Annotated in this window: 24 protein-coding genes; 13 read left to right on the plus strand and 11 right to left on the minus strand. The window is 38.7% G+C overall.

Annotated elements, in window-relative coordinates:
• Positions 1-33 precede the first annotated feature (33 nt).
• Positions 34-1,368 (plus strand): dicarboxylate/amino acid:cation symporter, encoded by a 1,335-nt coding sequence (locus H5089_RS01790; RefSeq protein WP_024606768.1) that lies wholly within the window; start codon positions 34-36, stop codon positions 1,366-1,368.
• 96 nt (positions 1,369-1,464) lie between these two features.
• Here the strand turns inward: H5089_RS01790 and sohB are convergent, their stop codons facing one another.
• Positions 1,465-2,481 (minus strand): protease SohB, encoded by a 1,017-nt coding sequence (gene sohB / locus H5089_RS01795; protein WP_182681383.1) that lies wholly within the window; start codon positions 2,479-2,481, stop codon positions 1,465-1,467.
• 100 nt (positions 2,482-2,581) lie between these two features.
• Positions 2,582-5,011, minus strand: coding sequence for a VolA/Pla-1 family phospholipase (locus H5089_RS01800; protein ID WP_182711331.1), 2,430 nt, complete (start codon positions 5,009-5,011; stop codon positions 2,582-2,584).
• A 206-nt stretch (positions 5,012-5,217) separates the two neighbouring features.
• Here H5089_RS01800 and H5089_RS01805 point away from each other — a divergent pair, with 206 nt between their 5' ends.
• Entirely contained in the window at positions 5,218-5,964 is a 747-nt protein-coding gene (locus tag H5089_RS01805) for a YciK family oxidoreductase (RefSeq protein ID WP_182711332.1), read from the plus strand.
• Between the two features lie 83 nt (positions 5,965-6,047).
• On the opposite strand, the gene rluB is transcribed toward H5089_RS01805, so the two are convergent.
• From rluB to H5089_RS01825, 4 genes are all read right to left on the minus strand, one after another.
• The gene (gene rluB / locus H5089_RS01810) at positions 6,048-6,920 is read right to left on the minus strand and encodes a 23S rRNA pseudouridine(2605) synthase RluB (protein WP_024595359.1); all 873 of its coding nucleotides are present in this window, start codon (positions 6,918-6,920) and stop codon (positions 6,048-6,050) included.
• Positions 6,917-7,507 (minus strand): SMC-Scp complex subunit ScpB, encoded by a 591-nt coding sequence (gene scpB, locus H5089_RS01815; RefSeq protein ID WP_182672229.1) that lies wholly within the window; start codon positions 7,505-7,507, stop codon positions 6,917-6,919. Before scpB ends, rluB begins: the two co-directional genes overlap by 4 nt.
• A gap of 151 nt (positions 7,508-7,658) precedes the next feature.
• Complete coding sequence (locus H5089_RS01820; protein WP_002959711.1) at positions 7,659-8,180, minus strand: EF-hand domain-containing protein; 522 nt, start codon at positions 8,178-8,180, stop codon at positions 7,659-7,661.
• Between the two features lie 227 nt (positions 8,181-8,407).
• On the minus strand, positions 8,408-8,839 hold the full coding sequence (locus H5089_RS01825) for an exonuclease III (RefSeq protein ID WP_182711333.1): 432 nt from the start codon (positions 8,837-8,839) through the stop codon (positions 8,408-8,410).
• Positions 8,840-9,079: 240 nt separating this feature from the next.
• Between H5089_RS01825 and xthA the strand changes: the two genes are divergently transcribed.
• The 3 genes from xthA to H5089_RS01840 are packed head-to-tail and all read left to right on the plus strand — an operon-like array spanning position 9,080 to position 11,351.
• Positions 9,080-9,886: an exodeoxyribonuclease III gene (xthA, locus tag H5089_RS01830; RefSeq protein WP_182711334.1), complete on the plus strand. Its 807-nt coding sequence runs from the start codon at positions 9,080-9,082 to the stop codon at positions 9,884-9,886.
• A gap of 5 nt (positions 9,887-9,891) precedes the next feature.
• Entirely contained in the window at positions 9,892-10,539 is a 648-nt protein-coding gene (locus tag H5089_RS01835) for an energy-coupling factor ABC transporter permease (RefSeq protein WP_182711335.1), read from the plus strand.
• Positions 10,536-11,351 (plus strand): putative RNA methyltransferase, encoded by an 816-nt coding sequence (locus H5089_RS01840; protein ID WP_182711336.1) that lies wholly within the window; start codon positions 10,536-10,538, stop codon positions 11,349-11,351. Before H5089_RS01835 ends, H5089_RS01840 begins: the two co-directional genes overlap by 4 nt.
• Here H5089_RS01840 and yfbV read toward each other — a convergent pair.
• The gene (gene yfbV, locus H5089_RS01845; RefSeq protein WP_024596543.1) at positions 11,348-11,794 is read right to left on the minus strand and encodes a terminus macrodomain insulation protein YfbV; all 447 of its coding nucleotides are present in this window, start codon (positions 11,792-11,794) and stop codon (positions 11,348-11,350) included. The two genes, H5089_RS01840 and yfbV, sit on opposite strands and share 4 nt — an antisense overlap.
• 282 nt (positions 11,795-12,076) lie before the next feature.
• Between yfbV and H5089_RS01850 the strand changes: the two genes are divergently transcribed.
• The 7 genes from H5089_RS01850 to H5089_RS01880 all read left to right on the plus strand — a co-directional run bounded on the left by H5089_RS01850 (position 12,077) and on the right by H5089_RS01880 (position 18,745).
• Positions 12,077-13,291 (plus strand): acetate kinase, encoded by a 1,215-nt coding sequence (locus tag H5089_RS01850; RefSeq protein ID WP_024596542.1) that lies wholly within the window; start codon positions 12,077-12,079, stop codon positions 13,289-13,291.
• A gap of 1 nt (position 13,292) precedes the next feature.
• Positions 13,293-15,452 carry a phosphate acetyltransferase gene (gene pta, locus H5089_RS01855; RefSeq protein WP_002959697.1) on the plus strand — a complete coding sequence of 720 codons (2,160 nt, stop codon included), beginning with the start codon at positions 13,293-13,295 and terminating at the stop codon, positions 15,450-15,452.
• A gap of 228 nt (positions 15,453-15,680) precedes the next feature.
• Entirely contained in the window at positions 15,681-16,067 is a 387-nt protein-coding gene (locus H5089_RS01860) for an ACT domain-containing protein (RefSeq protein ID WP_002959696.1), read from the plus strand.
• Between the two features lie 3 nt (positions 16,068-16,070).
• The gene (locus tag H5089_RS01865) at positions 16,071-16,568 is read left to right on the plus strand and encodes a PTS glucose transporter subunit IIA (RefSeq protein WP_002959694.1); all 498 of its coding nucleotides are present in this window, start codon (positions 16,071-16,073) and stop codon (positions 16,566-16,568) included.
• Positions 16,569-16,572: 4 nt separating this feature from the next.
• Entirely contained in the window at positions 16,573-16,920 is a 348-nt protein-coding gene (locus H5089_RS01870) for an ArsC family reductase (RefSeq protein WP_002959693.1), read from the plus strand.
• A complete protein-coding gene (gene dapE / locus H5089_RS01875) occupies positions 16,917-18,047 on the plus strand; it encodes a succinyl-diaminopimelate desuccinylase (protein WP_154903259.1) in 1,131 nt (376 codons plus the stop codon). Before H5089_RS01870 ends, dapE begins: the two co-directional genes overlap by 4 nt.
• Positions 18,047-18,745 carry a M15 family metallopeptidase gene (locus H5089_RS01880; RefSeq protein ID WP_182711337.1) on the plus strand — a complete coding sequence of 233 codons (699 nt, stop codon included), beginning with the start codon at positions 18,047-18,049 and terminating at the stop codon, positions 18,743-18,745. The genes dapE and H5089_RS01880 overlap by 1 nt, the downstream gene beginning before the upstream one ends.
• Positions 18,746-18,751: 6 nt before the next feature.
• On the opposite strand, the gene H5089_RS01885 is transcribed toward H5089_RS01880, so the two are convergent.
• From H5089_RS01885 to H5089_RS01900, 4 genes are all read right to left on the minus strand, one after another.
• Positions 18,752-19,621, minus strand: a complete 870-nt coding sequence (locus H5089_RS01885; protein WP_182711338.1) for a DMT family transporter — start codon at positions 19,619-19,621, stop codon at positions 18,752-18,754.
• A 41-nt stretch (positions 19,622-19,662) separates the two neighbouring features.
• The gene (locus tag H5089_RS01890; protein ID WP_002959685.1) at positions 19,663-20,436 is read right to left on the minus strand and encodes a putative DNA-binding domain-containing protein; all 774 of its coding nucleotides are present in this window, start codon (positions 20,434-20,436) and stop codon (positions 19,663-19,665) included.
• Complete coding sequence (locus H5089_RS01895) at positions 20,433-21,263, minus strand: DUF692 domain-containing protein (protein ID WP_182711339.1); 831 nt, start codon at positions 21,261-21,263, stop codon at positions 20,433-20,435. The genes H5089_RS01890 and H5089_RS01895 overlap by 4 nt, the downstream gene beginning before the upstream one ends.
• A 70-nt stretch (positions 21,264-21,333) precedes the next feature.
• The gene (locus H5089_RS01900; protein ID WP_024595110.1) at positions 21,334-21,792 is read right to left on the minus strand and encodes a hypothetical protein; all 459 of its coding nucleotides are present in this window, start codon (positions 21,790-21,792) and stop codon (positions 21,334-21,336) included.
• A 224-nt stretch (positions 21,793-22,016) separates the two neighbouring features.
• On the opposite strand from H5089_RS01900, the gene H5089_RS01905 reads away from it, so the two are divergent.
• Positions 22,017-23,381, plus strand: coding sequence for a COG3014 family protein (locus H5089_RS01905; protein ID WP_024595111.1), 1,365 nt, complete (start codon positions 22,017-22,019; stop codon positions 23,379-23,381).
• Position 23,382: the final 1 nt, after the last annotated feature.

Raw genomic sequence — 23,382 nt, forward strand, 5'->3', positions numbered from 1 at the left:
TATGGCAAATTTATAAAATGTAGATCAGGGAATATGTCAAAAATCCGTTCAATGAGTTTAACCACTCGCATCATGATTGGTATGGCGCTTGGGGTTGCAGTAGGTTTTATATTTCAGGCTATATTAGCTGGTGAAGACGATTATCTAATACCACTTGGGTTATTCTCTTTGCCAATTAAAGCCTTTTTTGTTGATGGTATTTTCCATGTTGGTGGCCAAATATTTATTGCCAGCTTAAAAATGTTAGTTGTGCCTCTTGTTTTTGTATCGCTCGTTTGTGGTACCTGTAGCTTAAGTGACCCTAAAAAACTAGGCCGCCTAGGTGGTAAATCTATTGGTTTATATTTATTAACTACGGCTATTGCTATAACGGTGGCTATTACACTTGCCTTATTATTTAGCCCTGGTGAAGGTATAAGCTTGCCATCTAATGCAACTTATGATGCTAAAGAAGCGCCTACCCTTGCACGTGTAATTATAGATATGTTTCCTACTAACCCATTTGAAGCCATGGCCAAGGGTAATATGCTTCAAGTTATAGTGTTTGCACTATTATTTGGTGTAGCAATGGCATTAAGTGGTAAAACAGGCAAACGCGTAGCAAGTGTTTTTGAAGATTTAAACACAGTAATCTTAAAACTAGTTACGCTGTTAATGAACATTGCACCTTATGGCGTGTTCTTTTTAATGGCAAAACTATTTACAACAATTGAGCTTAACTTAATTGTTAGCCTAGCCAAATACTTTGGTGTTGTAGTGCTTGCACTGTTATTACATGCTTTCGTAAACTACACATTGCTTTTAAAAATATTAACGGGCTTAAACCCGCTTATTTTCTTAGCAAAAATGAAGCACACATGCTTATTTGCATTTAGTACCTCGAGCTCAAGCGCAACTATGCCTATTACACTTGAAACTGCTACTAAAAAACTAGGTGCTAATAACTCGGTTGCCTCATTTACTATCCCACTGGGTGCTACCATTAACATGGATGGCACTGCCATCATGCAAGGTGTGGCTACCGTATTCATTGCACAAGTGTTTAGTGTAGATTTAACAATTTCTGATTATCTAATGGTTATACTAACAGCAACACTTGCCTCTGTAGGTACAGCAGGCGTACCAGGTGTTGGTTTAATAATGCTCGCGATGGTACTTAACCAAGTTGGCTTACCTGTAGAAGGGATTGCAATTATTATCGGTGTAGATAGATTACTTGATATGACACGTACAGCAGTTAATGTAACTGGCGATTGTATGGTTACCTGTGTTGTTGCCAAGTCTGAAGGTGAACTTGATGAGAGCATCTTTAACGACCCTAATGCAGCTAAAGACTTAGAAGATTATCATAAGTCTATTGACTCATAAGCTACATTTATACAGCTATAAAAAAACCTTGATGCAATACATCAAGGTTTTTTTTCGAGTAGAAAGAATTAAACTGAATCGTAAAAAAATTCTAATCTAAGGATTTAGGGATTTAAATTTAGAGAGTAAGTTTATTCCCACTTTATTTACACCACTACTCAGGCCAAGAGCTAGCTTATCGCTTAATCCCTTTTTAATTTTGTATTTAATCTTATAAATTTGGCGCTCATGTTGCTGCTCCAGTAATGCATCATCACTTGTCTTTATAACATCTACCAAACCTTTATCAATCGCTTGAGTTGCAAACCAATGCTCGCCTGTCGCAACTAAGTTTATATCTAAGCTTGGGCGTTGAGTGCTTACAAACGTTTTAAATAAATCATGTGTTTGTTCAATTTCTTCACGAAATTTTTCACGGGCCTTATCTGTGTTTTCACCAAATAAAGTAAGCGTACGTTTAAACTCACCTGCAGTTATTTGCTCAAATTCCACATCATTTTTCTTTAATATTTTATTAAAGTTTGGTATTTGAGCTATCACACCAATAGATCCAACTATGGCAAAAGGGGCTGCTAGTATCTCATCGGCTACACACGCCATCATGTAACCACCGCTCGCTGCTACTTTATCAATTGCAACACTCAAAGGAATACCGGCATTTTTAATACGCTGTAGCTGAGATGCAGCAAGTCCATAGCCATGCACTACTCCGCCGCCACTTTCTAAACGAATAAGTACTTTGTCTTTACTTGGGTTAGCAATAGAGATAATGGCTGTTATTTCTTCTCGTAAGCTTTCTACTTCGTGAGCGTCCATACTACCTACAAAGTCAATTACATATAAACGAGGTTTAGGCTCATCTTTATCTGCTTTTTTACTTTGCGATTTAAGCTGTTTTTGGTGTGCTTTAAGCTCTTTTTTACCCAGCGTATTTTGTAGAAAACTTTCTTTAAGATCTACTAATTGCTCTGATATGTCGTCAATTTGTATTTCACCTTTTTTGGCTTTAGGCTTAACTGCAGCGCCAACTATTAGCATTAGAATAACTGCTATAGCGATAACAAAAGTAATTGTTTTAGCAAAAAACAAACCGTATTCGTATAAAAATTCCAACTGGTTTCTCCATTTATAAATTTCAGCTAATTTAGCATGCTTTAAAGCAAAAAAAAGCCACTTTTCAGTGGCTTTTAAAGGTTAATTATTTTATTGGCTATTAATCAGTCACAACCTCAGGGTTGGAAACTAATAACATTCGACCGCGAGCAGCTAAGTAAGTAGCTACTTGCAACTGCATTTCTGTATTAGCGGCAGCACTGCCTTCAACAGTTGCAGCTTGTGCATCATCTTGAGCTGGCGTTAATATAGAACCATGATGCCCTTTAGTAAATTTAACTAAGTAGCTTGTTGGTGTTTCACTCAATGCTTGCGAAGTACTTACTGTTTCAAGACCCATCAAGTTAGCTAATGGAATTGTGCCTGAAATAGGATTATTTGCTGCCATTGGTGGTATCACTTGGTCAGGCTTGTTATCAACACCATCGCCCACAACAACATTAGTATAAACAGGAGTACCTAATGCTTTTACAGTGGCTGCGTAATTAGTTGGATCGCCGCTATCTAGCGCTGTTTGCGCCGCAAATGCAAATTGAGTAAACACTCCTTGAATATTAGTAAGCTTACTTGTTTCACCAGCTGTAGTTAACGAAGCTACATACTCGTTATAACCACAAGTTAAATATGCTTCCATATCTGGTAATACTGCACCACAGTTAGACACTGCATCAACTTGTAAATACGCGTTAAACTCATCAGCTTCTGTTGTACCTGCTTGTGAAAGTACTGAACCTTGAATAAATGGACCAAATGCAGCTGATTCTAGTAAGAAGCTAGCTATACCGCCGCCGCCACTTGCAAGTGCTACTGTGTTTACATTAAATAATGGGTCAACGGTTGGCGCTAATGGGTTATTAGCTTGTGCAATAAATGCAGGGGCTACAATAGAGCCCAATGAATGACCAATGTAAGTTACATCTTGCGCATTAATCGTTGCATCATTAATAAAGTTTAGACCTAAACGTAAACCTAATAAATCAGCCGCTGATTGACGTAAGCTATCACGCGCAACAAGTAATGAACTTAAGTTCATGTAACTAAGCACAGAACCCGTTGTTGCATTAAAGTCGTCTGTTCCATCACCATCAACATCTATTCCACGCTCACCATGTCTTGGATGGTCAATAGCAACTGTTGCAAAGCCTTGAATAGAAAGCTGCGCCGTTAAAGCAAGCATACTTTCTTTTTGTGTTGTAATACCGTGTTGCATAATAACAACTGGCCATCCGCTATCAGGCATTGCGATAGGATCTAATTGTAACTGCGCACGTACACCATTAATTATTGGTAAAATAGGCTTAGTAACTTGCACTGGCACATTTGCCATGCTTTGTACTTTTGGAATGGAGTTATATTTTGTTAAATGACGTGTGCTATCTAGTCCTAAGTCACGTAATTGCCCGTCACTTAATGCAGAACATAAACCATCATTTTCACTAATAGGATCTGTCGGAAATGCATCACCAGCAACGGCCTTGTAACCGATTATTGCCACCGCGTTATCACACATACCTTGCCAATATGTATCACTTAAATCACTAATATCAGTACCCGTTGGTGTACCTAGATACATCGGTAGCATAATGCTACCTTTTTGATATTGCACACCAGAGAAAGCAGCAGACACTTCTACACCCTGAGAAGCAAATACCTGTTGCACATTTACCATAGGTTGTTCAGGAACTTGAAGCGCAGGCGTTGGCATCGCAGGCTGTTGCAAACTTGCAGCTAGCAATTTTTTAATTGTCCCAAGTACTGGCCCCGCAGACTGAATAGTCATTGCGCTAGAAAAAATAATATCTTCTTTTGTTATATTTCCTGAACTTACAACTACATTTTCGTAACTGTTAACAGCGCCCTGCAAACCAAGTTGGGCTTCTGTAATTAATGGCGCTTCTTGCTTAACCAGACCATAAGTAGAAGAAGGCTCGATAGAGCGTCCTAATGAATCTTTAAGACCAGTAGTTAGTACATTGATGTATGAGCTACCTGCCGTAAATGGTTTTAAAGGAATAATTGCAACGGCATCACCAGAAGCTTGAGTAACAAAATCAACACCAAAAGTAAGCTCACCGACTAATTTACAAGCTGTACCGGCAGCAACAACTGAACATTCTGCGTCAGTTAAACTTGCACCCATTACTACTTCAAAAATGCGAACTGTACCTGGTGTCCCAGCAGACGTTTCATCTAAGCTAACATTTGGTGGGAATGTTAAATCGATTTTATAAGGAACCTGAGAAGACCAACCGTCAAGTGCGCCTAGAGCAAGCTGAGGATCTGCATAAGCTGCTCGAGAAATAGACACATTGTTGTCATCTAATTCTCCAGGAATATTAAGTGTACCGTCTTGGGTTCCACTCATTAATAAATCATTAGGTACCGATAAGATACCTGCAGCAGGGTCAAAAGTAACCGTTGCTGTTGGAATAACGGTTGCTGTGTCGTTCTTAACATCTTCTAACGTTTCTCCGCCGCCACAACCTGCCAAGGCAGCTGTAACAGAGAGTGAAAGTAGCATTTTTTTCATATTGTTGGCTCCGCACATATTTTATTTTTATAGTGTGTTTAATCAGTGTATTAAGTTAAAACAATGTAATCAGGTTATTAATGAGACATTAGACCAGTTAAACTTAACGTAAAGTTTCTATTTTCGCCACCTAATTTTACAATAAATTCGATTACTTCACGTTTCGCTATGTTAAAATCAAAAAAAATAGATGAATGGGTACTTTTATGCACACATATCAAGCGGCTGAAAACGCACTTAAAGATAAAATTATTTTAATAACAGGCGCCGGTGATGGTATTGGCCGAGTAGCAGCAATTACGTATGCAAAATACGGCGCTACAGTTATCTTATTAGGAAAAACAACTAATAAACTTGAATGTGTTTACGATGAAATTGTTAATGCAGGTTACCCTAAACCTGCAATTGTGCCCATGGACTTAAAAGGCGCAACTAAACAAAACTACCGTGACCTTGCTGCAACAATTGAATATCAATTTGGCCGCCTTGATGGCTTGCTTAATAATGCAGGTATTTTAGGGTCACTTGGTCCACTTGAACATTTTTGCTCATCTACGTTCGAAAACATAATGAAAGTAAACGTGACCGCGCAAGCGATGATCACTAAAGCGCTTTTTCCTGTTCTTCGTAAGTCTGATAATGCATCGATAGTATTTACGTCATCAGGTGTAGGCCGCAAAGGCCGTGAGTTTTGGGGGCCATATGCCATCTCAAAATTTGCAGTTGAAGGCATGATGCAAACATGGGCATGTGAAGTAGGCAAAACGAATATTCGTATAAACTGTATTAATCCAGGCGCTACTCGCACTTCTATGCGTGCTGCTGCATACCCAGGAGAAGATAGAGACGCGCTTGCTACACCAGAAGATTTAATGCCAACCTACTTATACTTGATGAGCGATGATTCTAGTGAAGTGAATGGCGAATCGTTAGATGCTCAAGTAAAAAAGTAATTTAGAGTTTAAAAAATTTATACAACACACATTAAAAAAGCCGCAATTAGCGGCTTTTTTGTGTGCAATAAATAACTAATTTATTATTTACGTTTGGTAGGCTTAACACGTTGATTGTGTTTTTTAACTGCTTTGCGGATCTGGTTGATTTTAGCGCGTTTATCTTTGCGTTTTTCAGGCATAACAGAAAGCTTAGTTTGTGTCTCGCGCCCTAATTTAACGGTTTTGCGTAAGTAGTTTACTGTTTCTAAATCATACTCCATCCAACCACCTTGTGGCACGCGCTTATCAAGCTCTAGTTTACCGTAACGAATACGAATAAGACGAGATACTTCCGCATCTTGAGACTGCCATAAACGACGTACTTCACGGTTACGTCCTTCATTTAACGTTACGTTAAACCAGCGGTTAACGCCTTCGCCACCCATAGGGGTTACAGTCGTGAATTTGGCTGGACCATCTTCAAGCTCAACACCACGTAGTAAGTTTTTAACCGTTTCATTGGTTACTTCACCAAATACACGCGCAGAGTATTCACGCTCTACTTCATAGCTTGGGTGCATCAAGCGGTTAGCTAATTCACCATCATTAGTAAAGAGCATCAAACCCGAAGTATTAACGTCTAATCGGCCAACCGCAATCCAACGCTCACCATCAATACGAGGAAGTCGGTCAAATACTGTACGACGCCCTTCTGGATCTTTACGTGTGCTTAACTCACCTTCGGGTTTGTTATACATAATCACACGACAGATTCTATCTGCTTTTTCTTCAATCTTTACAGTGTGCCCGTCAACACGAATCAAATCGGTTTCTTCAACACGGTCTCCTAACTTTGCCACTTTACCGTTTACACTAACGCGGTTTGCATCAATGTATTTTTCCATTTCACGGCGTGAGCCTACGCCTGCACGGGCTAAGACTTTTTGTAACTTTTCACCTTGTATAATACTCATTCGGATGGTTCTCTCACAGAAGGATCGCTCAATAACTGGTTAATTTTACTTTGCTGCTCTGTTGGCAGCGCAGGTAAGTTTTCAAGTCCAGTTAACGAAAAATAATCTAAAAATTGTTTAGTAGTTGCATATAAAGCCGGCTTACCCGGAACCTCTTTATGCCCTACCACTTTAACCCAATCTCTTTCGAGTAGGGTTTTAATAATATTCGAACCCGTAGTAACACCCCTTACTTGCTCAATTTCACCGCGCGTAATGGGCTGCCTATATGCAATAAGTGATAATGTTTCCAGTAAAGCACGTGAGTATTTTGGTGCGCGTTCTTGCCACAAGTTATTTAACCAAGGGCTTAAACTACTACATGCCTGAAAACGATACCCACTACCAACTTCAACTAAGCGAATACCACGAGTTTGAAAATGTTCTTGTATTGTATCTATTGCGTCGTTTATTCGCGCCATAGAAATAGCTAAATCTATTAATACAGTATCTTTAAGGTGGCGTTTACTAACAGGCTTATCTGCAACAAAAATAGCTGCTTCAATGATCTCAACTAGTTGTTCATCACTAATTCGCCGACCCGCCATACACACTCTTAACAAATAAAAATACACAGCCATCTATTATGACAGAACAACACCAAACTAGGAAAATATATCTACTAAATAACTAGATTTTAAATACAAAAAAGCCAGTGATTATCACTGGCTTCTAATTTACTTTTTAAAACAACAAATATTAGCTGTGTTTAATGGCTTCTAATGCATCATCTTCAGCTACTGCGTTACCGTATTTTTTAATGTAACCCATAAACTCGCTTTTACTGATGCGCTTATCTTGGTTTTTATCCATGTAACCAAAGTGATTTGAAATATCATCATCGTTACCTTCAACTACCGAAATATAGCCATTACTGTCGTTATCTAAGCTTGAAAAGCTGCTTTCAATTTTATCGAATTTAGCGATTTCAGCTTTAAATGCCGACTCACTTACTTCAGAGTCAGTGGCTACTTTACCATTGTTTAACTTCATGTAAGTGTTGAATTCTTTGCGGCTAATTTCGTTATCCATATTGGTATCAATATTTGAAAAATGGCCCCAAATGCTATCGTCATCAGCTTCAACTTTTGAGATGTAGCCATCGCTGTCATTATCTAAACTTGCAAAGTCACTGTCTATTCTTTCAAGACCCTGATTAGATGAACAAGCCGCTAGGCTTAATGATGCTAAAATAGTGGCTGCTAATGTTAACTTTTTCATAAGACGTATCCTTCGTAATTAATTAAATGTCACTTTAACTAATACAAATCCAATGCCAATAATAGTTAACTTATAAGAATCAATAACTTAATCTTGGTTGGTGCATTTATTGAACAGTTTCAACAAGTTAAGCTTGCAAGCTTTGCAAACAACCTTGTAATTTTTGCAAAAAAATACCCGGTAAAAAACCAGGTATCTCAATTTTAGTTATATAGTTCAGCTAATAATTAGATTGCTGCGTTTTGGTAGCGTTTAACAAACTCAGTAACGTTTTGACCATTACATTTTAATGAGTTTAAGTTACCAATTTTTTGACGAACAGGTGCTAAACCTTGTTTTAAAGCCGTCATACATAATTGAGTTTCTTGTTGAGCGTCTTTTGCAAATACTTCTACTTTCTCAACTGATGCGTTGATTAATGTCGTTTTTTTAGCAATATCGCGAATATCTTCACCATTACATAAAATGCTTTTAGAAAAACGAGATAAGTAAACACCGTGCTGAGCAGCTTCTTTACGAGCAACACTAAAGCCTTCGTTTGCGCTTAGTACACATAACTTAGACTCAATTTTATTATCTTGACTGAAGTAAGTATTGCTTTGTGCTGAAGCAGTTGCAGATGCTAATAAAGCAGAAGCTAAAAGTAGTTGTGTTTTCATGAGAGATCCTATTTGAACGAGCTAAACAAGTGAATTTCGCGCATTATATATTCAATAAAGTTAAGTTCAATTGAATTTTTTATTTATTAAAAAAATTAATACTGCATTTACAATGTTTAAACTTTACTCACCAATTGATCAACATTTGTGCAGCTATTTTCTCATTTCAGTCATGTTATGTACGCGTATTTACTGATACAATTTAATTCATTAAATAGATCCAATTTTAAGGTAAATTTTATGAAAGTGATTTCTTTCAATATCAATGGTCTGCGTGCTCGTCTTCACCAATTACAAGCAATTATCGACAAACATCAACCAGACGTTATTGGTTTGCAAGAGATTAAAGTTCATGACGAAGCATTCCCACTAGAAGATGTACAAAAAATGGGATATCACGTCTACTTTCATGGCCAAAAAGCCCATTATGGCGTAGCTATGTTATGCAAAAAAGAGCCTAAATCGGTCTTAAAAGGCTTTGCTACCGATACAGAGGAATCGCAAAAACGCATGATAAGCGTCACTGTTGAACAAGATAACGGTCGCGACCTTACCGTCATGAATGGCTATTTCCCACAAGGTGAAAATATTAATCACGAAACTAAATTTCCTTATAAACGACAATTTTATAAAGATTTGATGACACACCTTGAAACCAACCACACCCCCGATCAAGACGTCATTGTTATGGGCGATATCAACATATCACCCACCGATTTAGATATTGGTATTGGCGAAGTTAATGCAAAGCGTTGGTTAAAAACGGGTAAATGTTCTTTCCAACCGGTAGAGCGTGAATGGCTTGCAACATTACTTAATTGGGGCTTTAAAGACACCTTTAGAGAACAAAACCCAGAAACAGACGATCAATATTCGTGGTTTGACTATCGCTCAAAAGGGTTTGTAGATAACCGAGGACTTCGAATAGATGTAGTACTTGCAACTAATGAGCTTGCAGCACGCTGTATAGATACTGGTATTGACTACGAACTGCGCGGTATTGAAAAACCCTCAGATCATGCCCCTATATGGTCAACATTTAAGTAATTACTATGCTCAGCATAACAATACAAGGGCTACTTTGGGCCCTTGTAATTATTATTGCCCTACTAAGCTTTGATAAAAAAACATATAAAACATTGCTTAATACGCCAGCCCGTCAAACTGGAGTTCTTGCATGTGCGTTAGTGTTTGCAGTGCTTTGGCGAATAAAAGCAGGAATTTTAACGGGCCTTGATTTACACATACTAGGTGTTACCGCCGCTACATTAATTTTAGGTTGGCGATTAACGATTTTAAGTAGCCTACTTGCCACAGCGCTACTAACTGCATTTGGTCAAATTGAACTTGAACTGTTACCAGTACAACTGCTTATTGGTGCGTTTATTCCTATTTTACTAAGCTACCTTGGCTTTATAATTAGTTACCAGTATTTACCTCGTCATTTTTTTGTTTATATATTTGTTTGTGCGTTTATAACTGCAGGGTTTATAGCCTGTATAAAAATAGGCCTAGGTGCTTTATTTTACTTAGCTATAGGGCAATACAATTGGCAAGAACTTGCAGATAACTACGTTTATTTAAGTGCCATAATTTGGTTTCCTGAAGCAATGCTCAACGGCATGGCTATAACAATTATGATCACCTATCGCCCGCATTGGGTAAAAACTTTTTACGATAAGGACTACCTAGACTCATGAGTCTACATTATCAATGCCCGCTATGTAATCTCGCACTTTTGAAAGCTGATTCAACACTTCGTTGTGCTAATAACCACAGCTTTGATTTTGCCAAAGAAGGGTATATTAATTTACTGCCTGTGCAACAAAAAAATTCAAAACAACCAGGCGACTCCCTTGAAATGGTACAAGCTAGACGCGCATTTTTAGAGCGTGGATACTACCGCTTTTTACAACAAAATCTTAGCGATCTAGTCGGTCGAATAAGTGCGAATACGGTTATAGATTTAGGATGCGGTGAAGGGTTTTATACCCAAGCTATAGCAAGTAAAACAGACGCTATAGTGTACGGCGTCGATATTTCAAAATCTGCCGTTAAATATGCGGCAAAGCGCTACCCTAATTGCCATTTTAGTGTTGCATCAATTAGCCAAGCACCTTTTAAAAGTCAATTTGCTGATATACTTATTAGCGTATTTGCACCTTTGTTTGAGGATGAACTTGAACGTCTAGCTAATAAAAACGCAACATTAGTGGTAGCAAGCCCAGGCCCTTATCATTTAAAAGAGCTAAAATCGTATATATATTCAGAAGTAAACGAACATACTGAAATAGCCACGCCAAAAGGGTTTCAAAAAGCAGAACAGACTCTTTTAACAGAGCATGTAGCGCTTAGCTTTACTGATATTAAAAACTTAATAATGATGACGCCATTTGCATGGAAATTTAGACCCGAGCACTGGACAGCACTCGAAGAAAAAGGTGAACACAATGTCACCTTATCATTTTATATTACTCAGTTTACCAAAATAGATGATGGTATAACCCGCTAAAACTGCTCTTTAGTAAATGCTCTATCCATTTTTTCAAACATATCTTTAAGTAAGTTAGCAAGCTCCATATAACGGGGCTTGTTCTCACTTAACTGCGTTTGATATCCATTAGCCGCCATTTTAGTGTACAGCTCGTTGTACCATTTTTGCATCGCAGGATCTAAAGGCGTTTGCGCTCGTTTACCTAACCAAAATAAACCTTGTAAAGGTAACGATATAAAAAATAATGCACTCGCAATAGCTTGCGGTAAAAAATCAGAACCTAAGTAATTAAGCTGAAAAAACAACGTTAGCATAGCCAAGATTGGCATTACTGTAATGGCAAGCTCAGTCGCTCTAATCACTCTAAACTCTAAAAACAAAGGCGCAAGCTCTTTACGCATTGGCCATTTTTTACCATACAAACGGCCTGTTTGTAGTTGTGACATCACACTTTTTTGCATCATGACTCCTCACAGATACTGCTTTTAAATACAATAGAAAACGAGCTATACCAAAGTGTAACACAAAATGAGGGAGTTACACTTTCTCAGTAAAAGAGCTTAAATTTCCCCTTTAATGGCGAACAATCCTAACTGAAACATCATAAATAAGGTAAAATATTTAACATTGAGTTAACCACTTTGCAGTTGAACATTTAATTGTTTTAGCTTTATTTAATACCGTAAGTGTAACTATCACGTATTAACGTTCACTTACTAAATTTGTTTATGGAAATTGAATCTATGCCAACAACCTCCCCTGAATCACAACATGTTTTAGTTTTAAACTGTGGTAGCTCTAGTTTAAAGTTTGCCATTATTGATGCAAACGACGGTCACGAAATTATATCAGGCCTTGCTGAACGCTTGGGCGCCAAAGCCCCCTCCATTAAATACAAATTTAATGGAACTAAGACGGTTATCGACTTAGCGGCTAATCAAGCGCATGCTGAGGCTATAAATACGCTTGTAAGCTTAATAAAGGATCATAACCTTGATGAGCACCTTATTGCTGTTGGGCACCGTGTTGTTCATGGCGGAGAGCATTTCACAAAGTCAGTCTTAATTGATGAAGACGTAATTAACGGTATTACTAAAGCGTCTTCTTTAGCGCCGCTACATGGTCATGCGAACTTGTTAGGTATTTCATCTGCACAAGCTTCATTTATAGGTTTACCCCAAGTAGCAGTATTTGACACAGCATTTCATCAAACTATGGATGAAGTTGCCTACCTTTACGCCCTACCCTATAAGCTTTATACAGGCTACGGTGTAAGACGCTATGGTATGCACGGCACAAGTCATTACTATGTAGCAGGACAAACTGCTAAATTATTAAATCAGCCTATAGAGAAGAGTAATTTCATTAGTGCTCATTTAGGTAATGGCTGCTCTGTTACTGCAATAAAAAATGGTAAAAGTGTTGATACCAGTATGGGTTTAACGCCATTGGCTGGTATTGTTATGGGTACTCGCAGTGGAGATATTGACCCCGGTTTATTTAATTTTTTAACTACACAGCTTAGTTACAACGCTCAGCAAATAGATAATTTATTAAACCAAGAAAGCGGCCTACTAGGTATTAGCGAACTCTCTAACGATTGTCGAACGATTGAAGAAGCCGCTGTTGCCGGACATAAACAAGCACGTTTAGCGCTGGATATTTTTTGCTACCGACTAGCCAAACAAATTGCAGCCTACATGGTACCATTACAACGTTTAGATGCACTTATATTTACTGGCGGCATTGGCGAAAACTCCGATATCATACGTGAAAATGTCATTAATCAATTAGCTTTTTTAGGGTTCAGTTGTGACCAGAAGAGCAATCTTGATGCACGTTTTGGTAATCAAGGTATTATTAGTTCAGCCAATACTTCATCCAAAGTGGTAGTAATGCCGACCAACGAAGAGTGGGTTATTGCACTTGATGCCGCTAACATCGTAAAGGAGCTTTAATATGGCACGTCGTATTATGTTAATTCCTGTGTCTACCGGTGTGGGTTTAACGTCGGTATCAGTTGGTTTAGTTCGCGCTCTTGAGCAAAAAACAGTTAAAGTTAACTTTTTTAAACCCATCGCTCAGCCTCGTTCAGGCGAAACAGGTCCTGAAAAATCAACACAAATAGTCACTCAAGGTTCACCTATTAACCCACCCACCCCTTTTGCTCTTGATTATGCTGAGCAAATGATTGGCGACGGTAAAGGTGATGATCTACTAGAGGAAATTGTTGAACGCTTTGAAAGTAAAATAAACGACGATGAAGTAGCTATTATTGAAGGTATGGTGCCTACTCGTCGCCAACCTTATGCTGGGCGTGTAAACCGCGAAATTGCGCAAACACTCGGCGCTGAAATTGTATTTGTACTTACCCCTGGTAATTACACCATTACTCAAATAGAAGACCGCCTAGAAATTGCAGCAGGTAATTACGGTGGAATCGATCATCCTCGTGTACTGGGCTGTATTTTTAATAAAGTAAATGCGCCACTTGATGAAGAAGGCCGTGCACGCGCCGATTTAGTCGACGCTTACAAACCCGAAGAGCTTGAAAACGAGTTAAATCGTTTAGCGTCTTTACCTATTTTTAAAAAAAATCCGTTTATGTTGCTTGGCGCAATCCCGTGGGATTTTGACTTAGTAGCGCCACGCGTAAAAGACTTAAGCGCGTATTTAAAAGCAACAATAATTAACGAAGGCGATATGCTTCATCGTCGCCTGCGTCGTATTACTTTTTGTGCTCGTACGGTTTCTAATATTTTAAATTATTTTACGCCAGGGGCGTTATTAGTAACACCAGGCGATCGTTCAGACATACTTGTTGCTGCGTGTTTATCTGCTATGAACGGCACTAAACTTGGCGCTATATTACTCACCGGTGGCTTTGAGCCAGAGCCACGTATTATGGCTTTGTGTGAACAAGCCATGCAAACCGGTTTACCAATACTCGCAACCGATGCCGACACATGGCGCACATCACTATTACTGCATAACTTTAATATGGAAGTACCAAATGATGATGACCAACGCATTGAAAAAGTAAAAGATCACAACGCAGAACATATCAATTCAAGCTGGCTCGATACTCTAGCTCAAAGTGTAGGCAAAACGCGTAAGTTATCACCACCTGCATTTCGTTATTTATTAACCGATAAAGCACGTAAAGCAGATAAAACCGTAGTATTACCAGAAGGGAATGAACCTCGTACAATTAAAGCGGCTGCTATTTGTGGTCAACGTGGCATTGCTAAAACTATATTGCTTGGCGATCGCGAAGAAATAATGCGTATTGCACAGCAGCAAGGTATTGAGCTAAACGAACATGTAAGTATCATCGAGCCAAAAAGTATTATAAATGATTATATTGCGCCTATGGTCGAAATTCGTAAAAGCAAAGGCCTAACAGCCGTAGTAGCACAAGAGCAACTACAAGATAACGTCGTACTGGGTACAATGATGCTTGAGCAAGGTAAAGTGGACGGTTTAGTATCGGGCGCGGTAAACACTACGGCAAATACAATTCGCCCACCATTACAATTAATCAAGACAGCACCAGGGTCATCGCTAGTATCATCTGTATTTTTTATGCTGCTACCTGACCAAGTGTTAGTTTACGGTGACTGTGCGATTAACCCAGACCCTAATGCTGAACAGCTTGCAGATATAGCGATTCAATCTGCCGACTCTGCAGCTGCATTTGGTATAGAGCCACGTGTAGCCATGATAAGCTACAGCACGGGTACGTCAGGTACGGGTGCCGATGTTGAAAAAGTACGTGAAGCCACAAAAATAGCAAAACAAAAACGTCCTGATTTAATTATCGACGGCCCACTACAATACGATGCCGCTATAATGGAAAATGTAGCACTTAAAAAAGCACCTAACAGCCCTGTAGCTGGTAAAGCGACTGTATTTATATTCCCAGATTTAAATACAGGTAATACAACATATAAAGCAGTACAACGCAGTGCCGACTTAATAAGTATCGGCCCTATGCTTCAAGGTATGCGCAAACCCGTAAACGACTTGAGCCGTGGTGCATTAGTCGATGATATTGTGTATACAATCGCCTTAACTGCAATTCAGGCAGCCCAAGCAGAAGCGCTAATAGCACATTAAACACAACGTGTGCTTTTTATAGCCTAGCTATTATTTATTTAATAATTAACTAGTTAGGCTATTTATACCCTGCAACCCCCATACTTATCCACAGAAATTGTGGGTAAGTTTTTTAATCTCTATTAAAACCCACTTCCAAATGCTCATTTTAGTCACGCTTACACCTTTAACTTGAAGGCAATAATCTATACTATAAAGCTATCAATAATGCTGTATCGCAGGCGTTTAATGTCAAAACAAACATTACAATTACACAGCACGGTTTTATCTATTCACAGTTTAGATGTTGACGCCGATATACCTGCGGCGCTACTAAAGCTTCCTTTATTTTTTATATCTAAAACCCAGGATGAACTATCTATTGTTTGCCCTAGTAGCTTTGAAATAGAGAGTTTAGATACCGAATCTGATTGGCAAGCACTTGAGGTGGTTGGCCCACTTGGTTTTTCGCTGACCGGAATAATGGCTAATATATCGGGTGTATTAGCACGCGCTAAAATTTCTATTTTTTCAATCTCAACCTACGATACCGATTATATTTTAGTAAAAAAGCAAACGGCCTCACTAGCACTTAATGCCTTAAAAAAAGATGGTTACAACGTGGTGGCCCAATAGTATATGAAAGCACAAACAATTGAATATCTAGCACTCAATAAAACGCCCCGCAGTGCCATCCTTATTACAAGCCCATTTACAGGTAAAGTAATACCGCTTCAAGAACACCCCGAGCCTATTTTTAGGTTTGGTATTCTCGGTCCTGGTATTACTGTAAAGCTCAGTAGCCACAAAATTTTAGCGCCGTTTGATGGCACGTTATTACAAGTAAAAAACGCAGGTACTGAGTTTATTTTACAGGCTAAAAATGGTTTAAAAGTTTTAATCAACTTAACTATTACCGGTTCGCAATCAATTACACATACTCATATTGCACAATTAAATGGTAGTGAAATAAGTAAAGGCCAGCGCCTCGCTTATTTTGATTTACGCGAACTAGAAACGCCTATGCTGGCCAGTTTAATCTTACTTAACGGCCATAATCTCGGCACATTTCATTACTCACATTCGCATGTAAATGCGGATGTAGATACCTTATTAACTATTATTAAGAAGAACTAAATTTATGATCACTCTATACGGTATTAGCAATTGCGACACGATAAAAAAAGCAAAAAAATACTTAGCCGACAACAACATCGAATTTACGTTTCATGATTACCGCAAAGATGGCGTAAATGAGCAAATGGTAAGTGATTTTGCAGATAAACTCGATTGGGAACAGCTTGTTAATAAACGTGGCACAACTTATCGCGCACTAACTGATGAGCAAAAACAGAGTTTGACTAAAGAAAGTGCTATCCCATTGTTAGTTGAACAACCTGCCATGATCAAACGCCCAGTACTTATTAACAATGGCAGTTACCACTTAGGTTTTAAAGCAGCCCAATACGATGAGATATTTAAATCATGAAAGATGATGTAATTGCACTCGCTCAAGCACTAATACAACGTGAGTCAGTAACGCCCGAGGATGCTGGCTGCCAACAGATGATGAACGACCGCCTTGCTGCGGTTGGTTTTAATATTGAGTCATTATTTTTTACCGACACATTAAATACATGGGCTCGAAAAGGCACACAATCACCGCATTTTTGTTTTGCAGGCCACACTGATGTTGTGCCAACAGGCCCAGAAAAAAATTGGCAACACCCGCCGTTTTCAGGATTAATAAAAGACGGTTTATTACATGGGCGCGGCGCTGCCGATATGAAAGGCTCGTTAGCTGCAATGCTTGTTGCAACCGAGCGTTTTGTTACTAAACATCCAGATCATAAAGGCTCAATTTCTTTTTTAATAACCTCCGACGAAGAAGGCCCGTTTATAAACGGGACTACCCGTGTAATTGATACGCTAGAGGCGCGCGGTGAAAAAATTGATATGTGCCTAGTAGGCGAGCCTTCATCACGAGATGTATTAGGTGATGTTGTTAAAAATGGCCGCAGAGGTTCACTTACCGCTTTTTTAACCGTTAAGGGAGTACAAGGGCATGTCGCCTATCCACATTTAGCACAAAACCCAATTCACCTAGCAACCCCTGCCCTTACTGAGCTTAGCCAAACGGTGTGGGATAACGGAAATGAATACTTCCCTGCTACCAGCTTTCAAATTTCAAATATTAATGGCGGCACAGGTGCAGGCAACGTGATCCCGGGTGAGCTAGAAGTACAGTTTAACTTTAGATTTAGCACGCAAGTAACACATGAGCAATTACAACAACGTGTAAATGACATACTACAAAAGCATAACTTAAATTATGAATTAAGCTGGATAGTAAATGGCTTACCTTTTATTACCGAGCACGGCCCACTTGTTGATGCCACAGTAAAAGCGATTAAATCAGTAACCGGTTTAACCACAAACCTAGAAACTACCGGCGGCACATCAGATGGTCGCTTTATTGCACAAACAGGTGCTAAAGTAATTGAACTTGGCCCACGTAACGAAACTATTCATAAAGTAGATGAATGCGTAAGTACCGATGATTTAATAGCCCTTACCGACATTTACGAGCAAATACTAGAGCAACTTTTAGCATAATGGATGTAACTAAACCAACATCGATAATGTGTATCACAGGGCAAAGTGATACACATTTAACTGACATACAAAATCATCGCTTGCACAGCGCTATTATTAGCGACTTTTTAGCGCTGCAAAGTGCAGCTCAAAAAGCGGGATTTGATCTTACTATTGCCTCAAGTTTTCGCGACTTTGAACGCCAGTCAATTATTTGGAATAATAAGTTTTTAGGTATTCGACCTGTTTATAATAAACAGCAAAAGGTTGTAGATTTAACTAAATTAAATGATGTAGATAAATGCATAGCAATAATGCTCTACTCTGCACTACCTGGCGCAAGCAGACATCATTTAGGGACTGACTTAGATGTGTTTGATAAAGCTGCGGTGAGTGATGATTATAAGCTACAGCTAACACCTGATGAATACCTGCAAGGTGGGCCGTTTGCACCTTTAAGTAATTGGCTTGATACTAACTTAGTTAAATTTGGTTTTTATCGCCCTTACCAGCATGATTTAGGTGGCGTAGCACCTGAGCTTTGGCATATAAGCCATATTAAGCAATCACAATTATTAGTGAATAAACTTAGCGAGCAAGTACTTTTTGAATGCATAAAAAACAGTGAACTACAGGGTAAGCGGGCAATACTTGATAACTTACCAGCTATTTATAAACGCTTTGTAACAAACGTAAGCCCACACCTAAAAGAAGGTTAGGTTATATTAAGCCTTCTTTTTATTTAAAATAAACACCAGCACAGCGCCTAATATTAACGAGCTTGCGACTATAAACTCCATTGTTACCTGCTCTGATAAAAACAAAACACCAGCAATGGCAGCAAGTACCGGCACACAAAGTTGCACAACCGCAGCTTGGGTACTTTTAAGTAGTGGCATTGCTACATACCAAACACTATAACCAACTCCAGACGCTATTGCCCCCGAGGCACACGCAAGTAACACCCCTTCAATACTCATATTTTTTAAATAACTCATACCTACAAGTAATAAAACAGGGATTGCAACTAAGCTTCTTATAAAGTTAAACCCAGTAGTACGCAGTGGCGATACGCACACTTTACCGCGAATACTGTATATACCCCATGCCACACCACTGAGTGCCATAAGTGATGCACCTAATAATGAAGGCACAGCTGCAGATGGCAGCATTAAATATACAAAACCAGATAACGCCACTATAAATGCACACCACTGAAGTACGCTTAATTGCTCTTTTTGATAAATACCCCAGCCAATCATAGTAAGTTGCACAGCGGAAAATAAAATTAGTGCACCGGTACCGGTATCTAACTCTACGTAGGCAATCGAAAAACAAAGCGCGTAAACAAGCAGGCTAATACTGCTTCGCCAGCTTCCTCTGTCACTTAAAATAGCGGGATTGAATGTGCCTTTACGTTTTAAATTATGGGTATAAATAGCCATTATAATGCCCAAACATGCAGCCCCACTAAGTAAGCGAATAACAGTAAAGTTCCAAGCATCTATATAACCTTCTGCTAAGGCCATTCTGCAAAAAAGAGAATTTGCGGCAAACGCAATTAAAGCAATTAATGTGTATATGGTGGCTTTCAAAAAAATTCCTTCGCAACGAAAAATAACTATATTGTTTTAACTCACTCGCTAATTAACCAACCACGTTCAAGCCATTGATTAATTTTAGTAATTAAAAATCCAGCGATTTGCTCACCAGGGAGTTCATTTAAACAGGATTGACATAACTGTGCAAAGGGTGTGTTTTGTTTTAATAAACTCAGTAAGCGATATTCTTGTGCATTAACGCTTAAATACTGTGTACGTCTTTCAGTATCACGTGCTACAACCCAAAAGCGAGGTTCTGAGACTCTTGGCTCTGGCGGTGTTTGCTTTTGTTTTATTGCCTGCCAACTTTCAACCGCCAACGTATTAAACGCAACTAACTGTACACTTGGATGTAATTTTAATAGTAAATTTGGCCATTGTTGAGGTTCAATACTTTCAAGCTCTGATACATTAAGTAATGTTTTATCGCTTGCATCAAAAGTACTTAGTAATAGTCGTTCAAATTTGGCTATATCTGCAAGTATGGGGTAATCACTAAAAGGAGTATTAGCGGCTAAATAATCTGGTAGTTGCTCTGCAAAAATTCGTAGTGACGTATGAGTTGAAGGATATAAAGCTAAATAACCATCAACCATCATCTCAAATAAATCATCACCTAAGTAAATGCCCAGCTGTTCGTGATCTTGCTCAATCACGGCTCTTAAGCGAATTTTATAAGCGCTTTGATAAATAGAGAGTCGCTGTTGTGTATTTAACTGCCCTTGCTGCGCAATTTGCTCGCTAATATCCGAGCTTTCACCTTGCAGTAAATTCATAAACTGTTTTTGCAGCTTTGCTAAATCACTCATGAACTTATATCCCAAAACGGTTTCACTAGCGCTTTAGCATGCTCAAGCTCAGTAATTAAATCATCAAGGGAGCCAATATTATCATCGCGTTCAATCATGGTACTTACCGGATTTAATGTTTTTGCATACTGAGCATATAAGTCCCATACCGCATCGGGAACATCTTCATCGTGAGTATCTATAATATGCGTACCAAAGTCTTGATGTCCTGCTAAGTGAATTTGTGCAATAGCTGTACTCGGAATAGCTGATAAATAATCCATTGCATTAAAGTCGTGATTACGCGCACTTACATAAACATTATTTACATCCATTAAAAACTTACAGCCTGTTTGCTTATGTAATTGCGCTAAGAATTCCCACTCACTCATTTGTGAATCGTTATAGGTTAAATAGCTCGATACATTTTCAAAAATCATTTCGCGCCCTAGGTAGTCCTGAACTTGCGAAATTTTATTTGCTAAATGATCAAGCGCCTCTGAGGTGTAAGGCATTGGTAGTAAATCGTGGCTATTAATACCGCCCACTTGGGTAAAACATAAATGATCAGACACCCAATGCGGCTCAACCCTCGCAATTGTGTTTTTTAACTGATTTAAGTAGTCCTTATCAATAGGGTCAATACTACCAATCGACATTGATACCCCATGCATAACAATCGGATAATCTGCTCTTATTTTATTTAAATAATGCCAAGGTTTTCCACCGGCTACAAAATAGTTTTCTGAAATAATTTCAAACCAATCTACAGCTGGTTTATCTGCAATAATTTGCTCAAAATGCGGGGCTCTTAGTCCTAAACCAAAACCTAAAAAACGATTTGTCATAAACTTCCTTAATAAGCCTGAATAATAAACACATCGTTCAAGCTTACTTTATGCGTTCGATAAATTGGTATTAGCTACCTACAGAACCACCAATATCACCACATGCTTTTGCAGGCATTGATACAAAACCGGTGCCTTTACATGATGCATGTCCAGCACAAGCATTATTAGCAGTCTTACAATCGTTATGACCGCCACACACATTTACATCGTTACAATGTACTAAATCTGCTTTAGCTACACTGCCAACCCATTTATCTTTTACTGTACCGCCAACGTCAGCACATGATTTTGCAGGCATTGCTACAAAACCAGTCCCTTTACATGACGCTTGACCTGCACATGCATTCTCAGCTGTTTTACAATCGTTATGGCCACCACATACATTCGCATCATAACAATGAACTAAATCAGTTGTTGCGCCATTACTAGCAACTGCACTTGATGTTGCCGTTTCTGCCTCTGTTGCATTACAACCAACTAAACCTGCTACCATTACAGCCATTGCTGCACCTGTAAACTTTTTCATTTTTTAATTCCTCTAAGTGATATAACTCTTAGCAAGACCGCTAAAGCGAAAATACTATTTCAGTGGAGTGATAATAAACCAAAAAAATTCACACTTTGTTCACTAATGTCACTTTATATTTCTTTATTAGCAGGCAGTTTTACTCTACGATTTTTTACAATATTTCACACATTTAGCTAAAAATAGTATGTTAATGTATACAGGTAAATTAAGAGGAGTGCTCAGTGCGCCGCAGTATAATTTTAAGCTTTTGTTTTATTTTAAGTGGGTGTAGCACAATGGGTTTTAATGACCTATTTAATGACTATGCCACACAAATGACACCAATAAGAAATGCGATCGAGAAAAACAACATCGAAGAAGCGCAATCCCTTATTGCTAATAATAGCACCCTGCACAGCAGCTACTTACTCAACCAACTTGAGCAAGCTCGTTTAAACGACTTAGCAAATACACCAGATGATGCACAAAGTAAATTTGAGAACGTGTATACGCAAATGCAAAAAAAGCGTGAAGCCGCCAAAATACAAGTTAGTGCGGGCCTTGAACAAAGTAACGCTTTATTTACCAACGACTCAGCAATAACTTATGTGCCACCCGCTTACGAAATGAGCATGCTTCATAGTTATAAAGCACTTAACTACGTGTATAAAAATGATGTTGAAGGCGCATTGGTCGAAATTCGCCGAGCTAATAAAGTACAAGTTGATGCGCTTAGCGAGAATGAAGCAGAAGTAGACTCAACCGTTAAAGAAGCTCAGCAACACTACCCAAGCATGAGCAATGTAACCAGAAACATAAAAAATGGCTTTCAAAATGCCTACACATTTTACTTATCTGCTTTGCTTTACCAAAGTGCTAAACAATACGACGACGCCTATATCGATTATAAAAAAGCATTGGCTATACAACCTAACAATATTTATTTACAGCAAGATGTGATGCGCCTTGCTAAAAAACAAGGGTTTGACCAAGATCTAAATGAATTTAAAAAACGCTTTGGCGATACGCCCACTATTTCTTCATCACAAGGCGAAGTAATTGTTTTATTTGAACAAGGATTAGTACCAAAACAAGATGAATTTAAACTGCGCTTGCCAATTTATTCATCACGTGGCGATGCACGCTTTTACAGCTTGGCGATGCCGGTATATAAAGATAATGCCTATGTGCGCCGCCTTAACAATATAAATATAGATGCACAAAGCTTGGCGCTTAGCCCACTGGTACACATTGAGGCACTTGCAGCTAAAACTCTAGAAGATCAAATACCTGCAAAAGTCGCTCGCCAAGTACTCAGATTAGTAGCCAAAGAGAAAGTACGGGCAGAACTTGCTCGCAGTGCCGGTGATGTAGGTAACATACTTGCTAATATTTATAATTTGGCGTCTGAGCAAGCTGATACACGCAGCTGGCTTACACTTCCAAATCAAATAAGTGTCGCAAGGCAAAGCCTAAATACAGGTGAGCATTCTGTGCATATAGGCACACAAGCACCCATAAATTTTACCATTAGTAAGCAAGGGTTAACGTTAATTTACTTAACCTCTATTAATAACTACTTTAATTACCACGTAGTTCAACTTTAGG

Origin of the sequence: Pseudoalteromonas sp. SR45-1, assembly GCF_014163655.1 — a bacterium.
GTDB lineage: Bacteria > Pseudomonadota > Gammaproteobacteria > Enterobacterales > Alteromonadaceae > Pseudoalteromonas > Pseudoalteromonas distincta.